The organism is uncultured Tepidimonas sp. (assembly GCF_938045175.1).
In the GTDB taxonomy this organism is placed as follows: domain Bacteria; phylum Pseudomonadota; class Gammaproteobacteria; order Burkholderiales; family Burkholderiaceae_C; genus Tepidimonas.
On the sequence record NZ_CALIND010000084.1, the window covers coordinates 1 to 13367 of the forward strand.

10 protein-coding genes and 2 pseudogenes are annotated in these 13367 nt (G+C 68.2%); 9 read left to right on the forward strand and 3 right to left on the reverse strand.

Annotated elements, in window-relative coordinates; all coding sequences use genetic code 11:
• Positions 1–709: KpsF/GutQ family sugar-phosphate isomerase (locus tag Q0716_RS04345; protein ID WP_299020086.1), on the reverse strand; the 709-nt coding region annotated here is incomplete at its 3' end.
• 154 nt (positions 710–863) lie between these two features.
• On the opposite strand from Q0716_RS04345, the gene Q0716_RS04350 reads away from it, so the two are divergent.
• Together Q0716_RS04350 and Q0716_RS04355 are read left to right on the forward strand one after the other, a co-directional pair.
• The gene (locus Q0716_RS04350; RefSeq protein WP_299020068.1) at positions 864–2852 is read left to right on the forward strand and encodes a monovalent cation:proton antiporter-2 (CPA2) family protein; all 1989 of its coding nucleotides are present in this window, start codon (positions 864–866) and stop codon (positions 2850–2852) included.
• 10 nt (positions 2853–2862) lie between these two features.
• Positions 2863–3408, forward strand: a complete 546-nt coding sequence (locus tag Q0716_RS04355; protein ID WP_299020070.1) for an adenine phosphoribosyltransferase — start codon at positions 2863–2865, stop codon at positions 3406–3408.
• Positions 3409–3415: 7 nt separating this feature from the next.
• Here Q0716_RS04355 and Q0716_RS04360 read toward each other — a convergent pair whose 3' ends face one another.
• Positions 3416–3886, reverse strand: a complete 471-nt coding sequence (locus tag Q0716_RS04360) for a hypothetical protein (protein WP_299020072.1) — start codon at positions 3884–3886, stop codon at positions 3416–3418.
• Between the two features lie 306 nt (positions 3887–4192).
• On the opposite strand from Q0716_RS04360, the gene Q0716_RS04365 reads away from it, so the two are divergent.
• The 7 genes and pseudogenes from Q0716_RS04365 to Q0716_RS04390 all read left to right on the forward strand — a co-directional run bounded on the left by Q0716_RS04365 (position 4193) and on the right by Q0716_RS04390 (position 12070).
• A complete protein-coding gene (locus tag Q0716_RS04365) occupies positions 4193–4690 on the forward strand; it encodes a chemotaxis protein CheW (RefSeq protein WP_299020074.1) in 498 nt (165 codons plus the stop codon).
• A 37-nt stretch (positions 4691–4727) separates the two neighbouring features.
• Positions 4728–6083 carry a methyl-accepting chemotaxis protein gene (locus Q0716_RS04370; RefSeq protein ID WP_299020076.1) on the forward strand — a complete coding sequence of 452 codons (1356 nt, stop codon included), beginning with the start codon at positions 4728–4730 and terminating at the stop codon, positions 6081–6083.
• 13 nt (positions 6084–6096) lie between these two features.
• Positions 6097–6201 (forward strand): annotated as a pseudogene (locus tag Q0716_RS10935) (hypothetical protein); the annotation flags it as partial.
• 53 nt (positions 6202–6254) lie between these two features.
• Positions 6255–6491, forward strand: a pseudogene (locus Q0716_RS04375) (PD-(D/E)XK nuclease domain-containing protein); the annotation flags it as partial.
• On the forward strand, positions 6488–8332 hold the full coding sequence (locus Q0716_RS04380; protein WP_299020078.1) for a methyl-accepting chemotaxis protein: 1845 nt from the start codon (positions 6488–6490) through the stop codon (positions 8330–8332). The pseudogene Q0716_RS04375 and the gene Q0716_RS04380, both read left to right, overlap by 4 nt.
• Before the next feature lie 115 nt (positions 8333–8447).
• Positions 8448–10553, forward strand: coding sequence for an EAL domain-containing protein (locus Q0716_RS04385; protein ID WP_299020080.1), 2106 nt, complete (start codon positions 8448–8450; stop codon positions 10551–10553).
• 14 nt (positions 10554–10567) lie between these two features.
• Positions 10568–12070, forward strand: a complete 1503-nt coding sequence (locus Q0716_RS04390) for a M20/M25/M40 family metallo-hydrolase (RefSeq protein ID WP_299020082.1) — start codon at positions 10568–10570, stop codon at positions 12068–12070.
• A 10-nt stretch (positions 12071–12080) separates the two neighbouring features.
• On the opposite strand, the gene Q0716_RS04395 is transcribed toward Q0716_RS04390, so the two are convergent.
• Positions 12081–13271: an MFS transporter gene (locus tag Q0716_RS04395; protein WP_299020084.1), complete on the reverse strand. Its 1191-nt coding sequence runs from the start codon at positions 13269–13271 to the stop codon at positions 12081–12083.
• Positions 13272–13367: the final 96 nt, after the last annotated feature.

A 13367-nucleotide genomic window follows, 5' to 3' on the forward strand; every position in this document is an offset into this window, starting at 1 on the left:
CGCGCCGCTCGATCAGGCGGCGCAGGTCACCGTCGGTGAAGATGCCGATCGCCACACCATGCTCGTCCACGACGGCGGTCGCGCCCAGCCCGCCCGCGCTCATCGCGCGCATGGTCTCGATCAGGGTGGCGCTGGGCGGCACGCGCGGTGTCGCCTCCAGCGGCCGCATGACGTCGCGCACCAGCGTCAGCAGGCGGCGCCCGAGCGCGCCGCCCGGGTGCGAGCGGGCAAAGTCGTCCGGCTGAAACCCGCGCGCGCTCAGCAACGCCACGGCCAGCGCGTCGCCCATGGCCATTTGCGCCGTGGTGCTGGCGGTGGGGGCCAGGTTGTGCGGGCAGGCCTCGCGCGCCACGCCCGTGTCCAGGATAACGTCCGCGTGCCGTCCCAGGCTGGAGTCGGCCCGTCCGGTCATGGCCACCAACGGCACCCCCATGCGTTTGATCAGTGGCAAGATGGCGGTGAGCTCGTCACTCTCGCCGGAGTTGCTGATGGCCAATACCGCATCGGTGGGCGTGATCATGCCCAGGTCGCCGTGGCTGGCCTCGGCCGGGTGCACGAACATGGCGGGCGTTCCCGTCGACGCCAGTGTCGCCGCGATCTTGCGGCCCACATGGCCGCTCTTGCCCATGCCAGTGACGACCACGCGCCCACGGCAACGCAGCAGCGTGGTCACGGCCTGCACGAAGCGCTCGTCCAGCCGCGCGGCCATGGCTTGCAGGCCGTCGATTTCGGTCTGCAGCGCCGCACGCGCCAGCGCCAGCAGCGCGGCACCGTCGAGGTCTGCGGGGGCAGTCGTCGCGTTGGCGGTCATGCGTGCGATTATCCGGCAACGCCGCCACCCCTTGCGCCCTTAAGATCGGGCCATGAACGCGCTCGACCTCACCCTGCTGTACCTGCTGGCCGCTGTGCTGGGGGTGGTGGTGTGCCGGTTGCTGCGGCTGCCTGCGATGATCGGCTACTTGGCCGTGGGGGTGGTCATCGGACCCCATGCGCTGGCGCTGGCACAAAACTCGGCCGGATTGCGCTATCTGGCCGAGTTCGGGGTGGTGTTTCTGATGTTTGCCATCGGGCTGGAGTTCAGCTTGCCCAAGCTGCGCGCGATGAAGCGCTTCGTCTTCGGGCTGGGCACGGCGCAGGTGGTGCTGACGGTGGTATTGACCACCGGCGCGTCGTTGGCACTGGGCTGGCTGCTGGGCGACTGGTGGGCGTTCGAATGGCAGACGGCGCTCGCCATGGGGGGCATCATGGCCATGAGCAGCACGGCCATCGTCGTCAAGCTCATGGCCGACCGGCTCGAGCTGGAGTCCGAGCACGGCCGTCGCGTGGTCGGTATCTTGCTGTTTCAAGACCTGGCGGTGGTGCCGCTGCTGGTGCTCATCCCGGCGCTGGCCGCACCCAGCGAAGACCTGGCGGGCGCGCTGCTGATCGCATTGGCCAAGGCGGCCGCCCTGTTGGCCCTGCTGCTGACCGGCGGGCAGCGCCTGATGCGCTGGTGGCTGACGCTGGTGGCGCGCCGCAAGAGCCAGGAACTCTTCGTGCTCAACCTGCTGCTGATCACGCTGGGCATGGCCTGGCTGACCGAGCACGCCGGGCTGTCGCTGGCGCTGGGGGCGTTCGTGGCGGGCATGCTGATCGCGGAGACCGAATACCGCCACCAGGTCGAGTCCGACATCCGCCCTTTCCACGACGTGTTGCTGGGGCTGTTTTTCATCACCATCGGCATGATGCTGGACTGGCGCATCGTCGTCGAGCGCTGGCCGCTGGTGCTGTTGCTGCTGAGCCTGTCGCTGGTCTTCAAGCTCGGGCTCATCACGTTGCTGACGCACGCGTTGGGCGCCCCGGCGGGCACCGCGCTGCGCGTGGGTCTGTATTTGATGCAGGCGGGCGAATTTGGCCTGGTGCTGCTGCAGTTGGCCAACCAAAACGGGCTCATTCCGCCGGCGCTGTTCAACCCCACGCTGGCGTCGATGGTCATCTCGATGCTGCTGACGCCGTTCATCATCGAGCACAGCAACGCCATCGTCGGCCGTCTGGTGGGCAGCGACTGGCTGATGCAGTCGGTACAGATGACGCAGATCGCTCGCAAAGCCATCGCGGCGGACCAGCACGTCATCATCTGCGGCTACGGGCGCTGCGGGCAAAACCTGGCACGGCTGCTGGAGCAGGAGGGCATCCCCTACATGGCGCTGGACCTGGACCCGGACCGCGTGCGCCAGGCGGCAGCTGCCGGCCACTCGGTGGTGTTTGGCGACGCCGCGCGGCTGGAAGCGCTCATGGCCGCTGGGCTGGCGCGTGCCTGCGCGGTGGCCGTGACTTATCTGGACACGCCCAGCGCGCTCAAGGTGCTGCACCACGTGCGCGAACACGCCCCGGCGGTGCCGGTGGTGGTGCGCACCGTGGACGACGCCGATCTGGCCCGCCTGCGTGCCGCGGGTGCCACTGAAGTGGTGCCCGAGACGTTGGAGGCCAGCCTGATGCTGGCCAGCCATGCACTGGCGCTGGTGGGCGTGCCGCTGCGGCGCGTGGTGCGGCTGGTGCAGGAGCAACGCGCCGCGCGCTACGACCTGTTGCGCGGTTACTTTCACGGCGGCGACGACGACGAGACCGAGGACGAGCGCCAGCAAGCGCGCCTGCGTACCGTGGTGCTGCCCGCGGGCGGCCCCACCATCGGGCGCGCACTGGGCGACTTGGGGCTACACGCCATGGGCGTGACCGTGGTGAGCGTACGTCGTGCCGACGGCCGCCGCGTCGCACCGGACGACGGCCTGCTCCTGCAGGGCGGCGACGCCATCGTGCTGTACGGGCCGCCCGAGCCGCTGACGCTGGCCGAAGCCAAGCTACTGGCGGGATAATCGCGCTGCCATGGATACCTCCGCCTACCTCAAAGCCCACATCCGCACCGTCCCCGACTGGCCGGCGCCCGGCGTGCAGTTTCGCGACATCACGCCGCTGCTGCAGGATCCCAAAGTCTTTCGCGTGCTCATCGACACCTTCGTGCACCGCTATATGGACCGGCACCTGCGCCCCGACGTGGTGGCCGGGCTCGATGCGCGTGGCTTCATCATCGGCTCGGTGCTGGCCTACGAGCTGGGCGTGGGCTTCGTGCCAATCCGAAAAAAAGGCAAGCTGCCCTTCACCACCGTCGAAGAAACGTACGAGCTGGAGTACGGCAGCGCCACCGTCGAGCTGCACACCGACGCCGTGCGCGCGGGCGACCGGGTGCTGCTGATCGACGACCTGATCGCCACCGGCGGCACCATGATGGCGGGCAAAAAACTGCTCGAAAAACTCGGTGCCACCGTGATGGAAGGGGCGGCCATCGTCGCTCTGCCCGAGCTGGGCGGCCTCGAGCGCCTACAGGCCGCCGGACTGCCGCTGTTCACGCTGGTCAGCTTCGAGGGGCACTGAACCGCGCTCACGCCCCGCTGTGCTCCCCATCGGGCCGGCGGGCGTCGGGTCGCGGGCGCTGGGTGGCAGGTGGGTCGCCACGCCAGTACACCGCGCGCACCTGCAGCCCGAGCAGCTGCAGGGCATCGTCACGGACCTGCGCTTCCAGGCGCGTCGGGTGCGGTGCCGGTCCTGCCGCCATGCTGGCCGGCTGAGGCAGCCAGTCGATCAAGACCAGGTGCTGTTGGCCTTCGCGGTCCAGCGACAACACGCGCACGCGGTAGCGGCCGGACAGCACGCCGTGCCGCAGCATCACCTCGCGCACCAGCAGCGCCACCCGTTCCCGCTGGCGCCGGCGCAGGCGGGACGCTGCCGCGGCGGCGTCGCCATCGGCGCTGGGCGGGTCACGCCGCGGGGCGTGGGCGGGTTCGGCCCGGGCACGACTGCGGCCGGTGGCGCGGTCCCACCAGCGCCGCCACCACGATGACCAGCTGCCCACCGCAGCAGGGTCAGGGCTAGGCGCGGCGGGCGCGCGGCGGGCAGGGCGTGGTGGTGAGGGTGGCATGGGCGGTGGACGATGGACGGTTCGTACGCGAACGGGTGGGCCCGGGGGATGCGCCAGTGGGGCATTGTGTCGGCTTTTCGGGTGTTTGCACCACGTGGTGTGCCTTTGCGCGTTTTTCCGATGGCCAAACAGGGCATTTTTGGCCGATACTGTGCGCCTGCCATCCTTTTTTCGGGACGGGTCACGGGCGTGTGCGCGGCGCGCCCGGGTGGGCCGTCTCCCTGTCCGTGAGGAGTCCTCATGTCCGCTGTTGCCACTCCGACTGCTGCCGGTGTCGATGCGTCGGCACGCACCCATGCCGAGTTTTTGACCTTCCGCTTGGGGGCGGAAGAGTACGGTATCGACATCCTGCGTGTGCAGGAAATCCGTTCCTTCGAGCCACCCACCCGCATCGCCAATGCGCCCTCGCACATCCTGGGTGTGGTCAACCTGCGCGGCGTCATCGTGCCGGTGGTCGATCTGCGCATCAAGCTCGGCTGCGAGCGGGTCGACTACAACAACCTCACCGTGGTCATCGTGCTCAACGTCAAAGGGCGCGTGGTGGGCGTGGTGGTGGACTCGGTCTCCGACGTGATCGAACTCGCGCGCGAGCAGATCCGCTCCGCCCCCGAGATGGCCTCTGGCACCGTGGACACCGCCTTCATCACCGGCATTGCCACCGTCAACGAGCGCATGCTCATCGTCATGGACATCGAGGCGCTGGTCACGCACCCCGACATGGGGCTGACCGACGCCTGACATCGGCCCGTCGTCGCCGTTTTCCCGGGAATCTCTCATGCTCGACTTTTTGCAATACTTCATGCGGGCGTGGCGGGTGCGCACCCGGATGCTGGGCGCGATCGGCGTGGTACTCGCGCTGCTGCTGGGTATGGCCGCGGTGGGTGTATGGGCGGTGCACCACATGCAAATCGCCCAGCACGAGGCGCTGACGCTGGCTTGGACGGTGGCTGCGCAAAACGCGCAAGACGCCAACGAGGCGTTTGCGCAACAGATGATTCAGCTCACCGACCACGGCGAGCACATCCGCCGCCAGGCGCTGTGGGCCGTGGGCATCGCGCTGGGGGTGTCACTGCTCATCGTCGTGCCCACCACGCTGGCCAACCTGCGCAGCATCGTGCAACCGGTGCAGCAGGCCGAAGCGCTGGCGGTGGCGATCGCCCGCGGTGACCTGGCCACCCGCACCGACACCACTGGCGCCGACGAGCTGACGCAACTGCTGCGCAGCCTGCACGACATGCAGGACGCCCTGGCGCGCACGGTGGGCGCGGTGCGCGACACCGCGCAGCGCATCCAGCACACCAGCGATGGCGTGGCCAGCGGCAGTGCCGACCTGCGCCAGCGCACGGAGGACACCGCCGGACACCTGCAACAAACCGCTGCCAGCCTCGAAGAAATCACCGCGGCGGTGCAGTCGTCCAACGACGCCGCGCGCGCCGCCATCGAGCTGGCCCGGCGCAACGCCGAAGTGGCCGAGCGCGGCGGCACGGAAGTGCAAAACGTCGTGGCCACCATGGACGCCATCCAGGCCGCCAGCCAGCGCATCCACGACATCACCACCGTCATCGACAGCATCGCGTTTCAGACCAATATCCTCGCGCTCAACGCGGCGGTGGAAGCCGCGCGAGCGGGCGAGGCCGGGCGTGGTTTTGCCGTCGTGGCGGGCGAGGTGCGGGCACTCGCCCAGCGTTCGGGTCAGGCCGCGCGCGAGATCAAGGCGCTCATTGGTGACAGCACCGAAAAGGTTGCCGCCGGCACCCAGCTCGTCCATCAGGCAGGGGCCACGCTGCGCGACATCGTCGCGCACGCCGAGCAGGTATCGACGTTCGTGCGCGACATCACGCACGCCACGCAGGAGCAGACCCAGGCACTGGTACAGGTCAACGACGCCATCGTGCAGCTCGACGGCATGGCGCAGCAAAACGCCCAGCTGGTGGGCGATAGCGCCCAGGCGGCACAGCGCCTGCGTGAGCAGGCGCACCGGCTGCGCGAGATGGTGGCGGGTTTTCGTCTGGCGGGCGACGCTGCGGGCGAGCACCCACCGCTGCAGCCGGCTGCCGTGCGCGGCCAGGGTGACCCGAGCAGCTATCAGGGGCCGGAGCGGCGCCGCACGCCTCGCGTGCCCGTGGCTTGAGAGGTCTGGCCGGATGTACGCCCGCAGCCCCCGTCGCAAACGGCCCATCGGCATCCAGACCTTCCGCGACATCCGCGAAGGGGGCTACTACGACGTCGACAAGACCGCGTTTGCGCACCGGCTGGCCACCACAGGCAAGTACGACTTCCTCTCGCGTCCGCGGCGCTTCGGGTCATCATGGAGTTCAAGCGCATCGATGGCGACCAACCCACGGGCGAGGCGATGGCGCAGCTGCGGCAGCGGGGCTATGCCGACCAATACCGCGCCGACGGCCGCCCCATTTGGTTGGTGGGCGTGGCGTTCAGCAGCGCCACGCGCCATGTGGTGGGGTGGGACGTTCAGCCCGCCGCCTTGCTTTCGATTTACCCACCCACTGAAAACCCATCTTTGCACCGGAGAATCTCATGAGCGTGCGTGACTGGAAAATTGGTGTCCGCTTGGGCGCGGGCTTTGGCGTCGTGTTGGCGCTGCTGGTGGCCGTCTGGGCCGCTGCGCAGTGGAGTGAGCGAGCAGTGCTGACTCAGACGGAGCGCGCGATGTTTGCAGGAAAAGTGGCGCTTGTGGCGGATAAATGGGCGGGTATTACCCGTGTCCAAATCACCCGTACCGAGGCTGCCATTCGTTTTGGCGACAATCCTGAGATCCTCAATTACTTTCAGCAGCAAATCCAAGCCACACGGGCGCAGGTCGATGAAATCGAAAAAACCCTGTCGGCGCAGGTCAAGGAGATCGATGACGCCGAGGTTTCGCAGCAACTCGAGCGCGTGGCGACGTTGCGCCGGGGGCAGATTGCGGCGCGCGACGAAGCGCTCGCTGCCGTCAAAGCCGGCGACATGGACCGGGCGAAAGAGCTCCTCGAGGGCCGCTACAAGGCGGGCGCGCAGACCTACATCGACGCGCAACAGCGCTTGACCGATATGCTGGTGGCGCTGGCCGATCGGCTCAACGCGCAGGCTCAAGTGATCGCCCAACGAGTGCAGTGGGTCATGCTGGGGGTGGTCTTGGCGGCGCTGGCTGTGGGCGTGGGGGTGGCTGTCTCGCTCACGCGCGGTATCACCCGTCCGCTCGCCGAGGCCATTGATGTGGCCCAGGCCATCGCCCAGGGCGACCTCGCGCGCCGCATCCATGTCGATCGTGGCGACGAAGTGGGGCAACTGCTCCGGGCACTGTCGGCCATGCAGCACGCCCTGGTCACCGCCATCCAACGCATCCGCACGAGTGCCGATCAAGTGGCCAGCGCCAGCGCCGAAATCGCGCAGGGCAACCAAGACCTCTCGGCGCGCACCGAAAGCGCGGCGGCGAGCCTGGAGCAAACCACTGCCAGCACCCAGCACCTGACCGAGACCGTGCGCCACAGTGCCGAAGCCGCCCGTACCGCCAACCAACTCGCCGCGCAAGCCGCGCAAGTCGCGCGCGACGGCGGGCAGACCGTGGCGCAAGCGGTGCAGTCGATGAAAGCCATCGAGTCGAGCAGCCAAAAAATCGCCGACATCACCAACGTCATCGACGGCATTGCGTTTCAGACCAATATCCTCGCGCTCAACGCGGCGGTGGAGGCCGCGCGTGCCGGTGAGGCGGGCCGCGGCTTTGCCGTGGTCGCCGGTGAAGTGCGCTCGCTGGCGCAACGCAGCGCCGAGGCAGCCAAGCAAATCAAAGCCCTGATCGACGAGAGTGTCGCCACTGTGCGCACCGGCAGCACGCAAGTCGACAGCGCGGGCCAGACGATGGAGCAAATCGTGCAATCCATCCAGCGCGTGGCCGACATGATTGCTGAAGTCACGGCGGCCGCCAACGAGCAAAGCGACAGCATCGCGCAAGTCAACGCGGCGTTGGGACAACTCGATCAAACCACGCAACAAAACGCCGCCCTCGTCGAAGAGGCGGCGGCTGCCGCCCAGAGCCTGCGCCAGCAAGCGGCCGAGCTGCAGCAGGTGGTCAGTCAGTTCCGCACCGGGCAGGGCGATGGGATGGTGTTGGCACCGGCACCCACGCCGCGGGCGGCCGTCCCGCCCGCGCCCGCTCCCGCCCTGGCCGCGCGGCGCGAGCCGCGGCTGGCCGCGCCCAGCGCTGCTGCGGCAGCCAAGCCCGCGGGTGCTGTGGCGCCTGCTGCCAGCGCGCGCAAGACAGCCTCCAAACCTGCAGCAGCACCCAGCGCCAAACCCACCCCGGCCGCGCTGACCAGCCCGCGCCCCGCGCCCGCGCCGTCCAAGCCAGCGTCCGACGCCGAAGGGGAGTGGGAGAGCTTTTGAACACGCGGCTGCACGCCTCGTTTCCGCCAGGATGCCCGTCGCTTGAATAACCCATGCCGCACGCTGGCCTGATGAAATCCCTATCGCCCAAAGCGGTTTCCATAGAGCAGTTGCCATGATCGACTTCTCCAGCACGCTGCCCGGTCTATCGGGTTTGCCCTCGGCAGACCCGGTGGCCAGTGGCCGCCTGTCGGTCGCGGCGCTGCTGGACCATTTGCAGCACGCGCTGGTGGTGCTGGACGTCGAGGGGCGCGTCGTGGGCCACAACCATTGCGCACGAGAGATGCTGGAGCTGCCGCTGACGCTGCTGCAGAAGCAGCCGCTCATCGACGACGTGGTGCGCTGGCAGATCAAGCGAGGTGACCTGCGCGGCGATGCGCAGCGGTTGGTGGAGCGGGTCTGGTACCACCTGCGCCGCGTGCAAGAGACGGGGCAGCCCCACATCTACACCTACACCACCGCCGGTGGTCGTACGTTGCAGGGCACGACGATCGCTGTGCCTGGTGGCGGTTGGGTGCGCACTTATGTGGACGTGACGCGGCACGCGCAGGCCGCGAATTTCTTGCGCGAGAGTGAGGAGCGCTTCCGCAGCCTGACCGAGCTTTCTGCCGACTGGTATTGGGAGTGGGATGCCGAGGGGCGTTATACGCGGTTGGAGGGGCGACTGATTCGAGAAACCTCGACCGCCGAGATGTTTCTGGGCCGCTGCGCCTGGGATGTGCCCGCGCTCAACCGCCCCACGGCGCGCGAATGGCGTCCGCTCATCGAGGCGTTCGAGCAGCGCCGGGTGTTTCGCCGCTTCGAGATCCAGCGCCGCTTGCAGGACGGGCGCGTGGTGTGGTTTTCCATCAGCGGCATGCCGGTCTACGACGCGCAAGGTCGCTTTGCCGGCTACCGTGGCGTCGGGCGCGACGTCACGCGGCGCAAGGCGGACCAAGCCACCATCGAGCGCCTCGCCTTCTACGACAGCCTGACCGGCCTGTACAACCGCCGCTCGTTTCAGGACAAGCTGACCCAGGCGCAAGCGGCCAGCGCGCGCAGCGGCCAGTGGGCGGCGCTGTGCTTCATCGATCTGGACAATTTCAAAGACATCAACGACGCCTTTGGGCATGGGGTGGGCGACCAGTTGCTGCAGACGGTGGCCAAGCGCCTGCGCGAGGCGGTGCGTGAGGAAGATACGATCGCACGCCTGGGCGGCGACGAATTCGTCGTGCTGCTGGAGGATTTGGACCGCGAGGAGGAGCAAGCGGCGTGGCGCGCCCAACACGTGGCCGAAAAAATTCGCGTCGCGCTCGAGCGTCCGGTGACGGTGGACGGACACGAGGTGCAGTCCACGCCCAGCATCGGCATCACGGTATTTCGTGGCCGCAGCGACGCGGTGGAGGACATCCTGGGCCGCGCCGACTTGGCGATGTACCACTCGAAAGCTGCCGGACGCAATGCGGTGCGCTTCTTCGACCCAGCGATGCAAGAGGCGGTGCTGGCCCGCGCCACCCTGCAGCGCGAGTTGCGCCACGGCCTGCGCGACGGCGAGCTGCGCCTGTATGGGCAGCCGATCGTCGATGACAAAGCCCAGGTCGTGGGTTACGAGGCTCTGTTGCGCTGGCAACACCCCCTGCGCGGCATGGTGTCGCCAGCGGAGTTCATTCCGGTGGCCGAGCAAAGCGGCTTGATTTTGCCCATGGGTCAGTGGGTGCTGCGACAGGCCTGCGCGCACCTGGCGGCGTGGGCACGCGATCCGCAGCGCACCCACTGGACGATGGCGGTCAACCTGAGTGCGCGCCAGTTGCGCCAGCCCGACTTCGTGCAGTCCGTGCAGACCGCGCTGGCCGAGACGGGCGCCAACCCCAGCCGCCTGAAGCTGGAGCTGACCGAGAGCCTGCTGCTGCACGATGTGGAAGACACCATCGTCAAAATGGCAGCGCTCAGCGCCATGGGGGTGCAGTTTGCGCTCGACGACTTTGGCACTGGGTACTCGTCGCTGGCGTACCTCAAGCGCCTGCCGCTGGATCAGCTCAAGATCGACCGCACCTTCGTGCGCGACATCCTGGACGACCCCAACGACGCGGCGATTGCACGCACCATATTGCAACTGGCCAACAGCCTGGAGCTCAGCGTCGTGGCGGAGGGTGTGGAGACGGTGGCGCAGTTCGAGACGTTGCGCGCCATGGGCTGTCGGCTCTTTCAGGGCTACCATTTCGGTCGGCCCACCGCTTTGTGAGACACACCCACACCATGAACGCCCGCCTGCCCGACCCGACCCCGCTGCTCGACCCCGTGGCCGTGCGTCAACGCGTCGATGCGCGCTGGCAGCACGACATCCTGCCCGCGCTGCAGCGCTACATCGAGGTGCCCGCCAAGTCGCCGATGTTCGACCCGGAGTGGGCCGTCCATGGCCATCTGGAGACCGTGCTGCGCCAGGCCGCCGAATGGGTGACCCGCCAGCCTGTGCAGGGGTTGACGCTCGAGATCGTGCGTCTGCAACGCCCCGACGGCAGCCCGCGCACGCCGGTGCTGCTGTTCGAGGTGCCCGCGCGCGCTGGCGTCGACGGCGCGCCCGCACCGGCCAGCGGACAGACGGTGCTGATGTATGGTCACTTGGACAAGCAGCCCGAGTTCAGCGGTTGGCGCACCGGTCTGGGGCCGTGGACTCCACGCCTGATCGATGACCGCCTCTACGGCCGCGGGGGCGCCGACGACGGTTATGCGGTGTATGCCGCACTGGCGGCGATCGAGGCGCTGCAGGCGTCGGGCCGGGCGCATCCGCGCATCGTGGGGCTGATCGAAACCGGCGAAGAAAGCGGCTCGCCCGACCTGCTGCCCACCATCGATGCGCTGCGGTCGCGCCTGGGCGATGTGGGTCTGGTGATCTGCCTGGACAGCGGCGCGGGCAACTACGATCAGCTCTGGCTGACCACCAGCCTGCGCGGCATGATCAGCGGTGTGCTCAGGGTCGAGATCTTGACCGAAGGCGTGCACTCTGGTGACGCGTCGGGTGTGGTGCCGTCGAGCTTTCGCATCCTGCGCCATGTGCTGGATCGGCTGGAAGACAGCGCCACGGGTCGCCTGCTGCCCGCCGTGTTCCACTGCGAGATCCCGGCCGAGCGCATCGCGCAGGCGCGCGAGACGGCGGCCATCCTGGGCGACGCGGTGTGGAAGCGCTTCCCCTGGGCACACCACGACTGTGGCGGCAGTACCGTCTTTGCCCTGCCCACCACCACCGACCCCGTGGAGGCACTGCTCAACCGCACCTGGCGTCCCACCCTGTCGGTGACCGGGGCCGAAGGGCTGCCGGCGCTGCGCGACGCGGGCAATGTGCTGCGGCCGTATACCGCGTTCAAGCTTAGCCTGCGCCTGCCCCCGCTGGTGGACGCCGCACAGGCGGTGCAGCAGCTCAAGGCGCTGCTGGAAGACAATGCGCCCTACCAGGCGCGCGTGACCTTCGAGCCCGAAGGGGCCGCCAACGGCTGGAACGCCCCGGCCACCGTGCCTTGGTTCGAGCAGGCGCTGCACGCCGCCAGCCAGGTGCACTTCGGCGCGCCCTGTGGCACCATCGGCCAGGGCGGCACCATTCCGCTCATGAACATGCTCAGCGCGGGTTTTCCGCGGGCGCAGATGATGGTGTGCGGGGTTTTGGGGCCGCAGAGTAACGCACACGGCCCCAATGAATTTTTGCACGTTCCCTATGCGCGGCGGCTGACGGCGGCGGTGGCCGAGGTGATCGCCCGTCTGCCGTGATGCACACGGGTCATGCGCCTTGCGCCCGCTCGCTGGCGCGCACCCGTTGCCGAGCGGCCAGCGCCAGCAATGACAATGCCGTGATCGATACCGGAACCAGCGAGCCCACGTTGAGCCACCACCAGCCCTGTGTGGTCACGAGCGCCCCCGAGGCGAACGCCGTCACCGCCATCGTGGCGAAGACCCCGAAATTGATGACCGCCTGCGCGCGGTCTTTTTCTTCGGGCCGATAGGCCTGCATGGCCAGCGTCGTGCTACCGGTGAACAGAAAGTTCCACCCCACCCCCAGCAGGAACAGGGCGACGGTAAAGTGGTGCAGGTCTTGCCCAGACAGGGCGATTGCAATGCACGCGGCGTTGAGCAACACGCCCACCCCCATGATCGTGATGGCACCAAAGCGTCGGATCAGATGCCCGGTGAAAAAGCCTGGTGCGAACATGCCGATCACGTGCCACTCCAGCACGAAAGCGGCGTCGGCAAACGGCATGCCGCAGGTCTGCATGGCCAGTGGCGTGGCGGCCATGAGCAGGTTCATCACGCCATAGCCCAAGGCTGCGCCGACGAAGGCGACGGCAAACGTCGGTTGGCGCAGCAATTCGAGCACGGAGCGGCCAGCGCGGGCCGTCCCGGGCGCCGGTGGCGGATCGGCTGGAAAGCGGATGCCCGCCATGACCACCATCGAGACCAGCGCCACTGCGGCCAGGGCCAGATACGCCCCCAGGAACGGGGTGGCCAACCAATCGCGCGCGTGATTGGCCAGATTGGGGCCGGCGATCGCCCCCAATAAGCCGCCAGCGAGCACCAGTGAGACGGCTTTTTCGCGCTCGGCCGGGGCGGCCAGTTCTCCGGCGGCAAAACGGTAGAGCTGGCCGTTGGCGCTGTAGTAGCCCGCGACGACCGTCGCCGCGACCAATAACCAGAAGTTCCCGTGCGCTACCGCCCACGCGGCCAGCAGTGCCGAGGCGAAGGCCACCGCCAGCCCCATTTGAAACGCCATCTGCCGTCCCCAGCGCGCCTGCGAGCGCGCCACCAGCCCGGTCGACAGCGCCCCCCCTACCACATAGCCCATCACGGGCAGCGTCGCCATCCAGCCCACGGGGGCCAGGGTCAGGCCCACCAGCCCGTTGATGGCGATGAAGACGACGTTGTTGGTCAGGAACAAGCCTTGCGCGATGGCCAGCAACCACAGGTGACGGTTCATGGAACTGGGTTATAACGGATCCGGTCTCGGGTTGTGGGCGGCGCGCGCGACTTTCTACAATCGCAGCATCGCCGCTGGCGCGGATGCCCATGATGG

Coding starts and splice junctions, on each gene's coding strand:
- Q0716_RS04350 (WP_299020068.1), top strand. CDS start 864: ATGAACGCGCTCGACCTCACCCTGCTGTACCTGCTGGCCGCTGTGCTG.
- Q0716_RS04355 (WP_299020070.1), top strand. CDS start 2,863: ATGGATACCTCCGCCTACCTCAAAGCCCACATCCGCACCGTCCCCGAC.
- Q0716_RS04365 (WP_299020074.1), top strand. CDS start 4,193: ATGTCCGCTGTTGCCACTCCGACTGCTGCCGGTGTCGATGCGTCGGCA.
- Q0716_RS04370 (WP_299020076.1), top strand. CDS start 4,728: ATGCTCGACTTTTTGCAATACTTCATGCGGGCGTGGCGGGTGCGCACC.
- Q0716_RS04380 (WP_299020078.1), top strand. CDS start 6,488: ATGAGCGTGCGTGACTGGAAAATTGGTGTCCGCTTGGGCGCGGGCTTT.
- Q0716_RS04385 (WP_299020080.1), top strand. CDS start 8,448: ATGATCGACTTCTCCAGCACGCTGCCCGGTCTATCGGGTTTGCCCTCG.
- Q0716_RS04390 (WP_299020082.1), top strand. CDS start 10,568: ATGAACGCCCGCCTGCCCGACCCGACCCCGCTGCTCGACCCCGTGGCC.
- Q0716_RS04395 (WP_299020084.1), bottom strand. CDS start 13,271: ATGAACCGTCACCTGTGGTTGCTGGCCATCGCGCAAGGCTTGTTCCTG.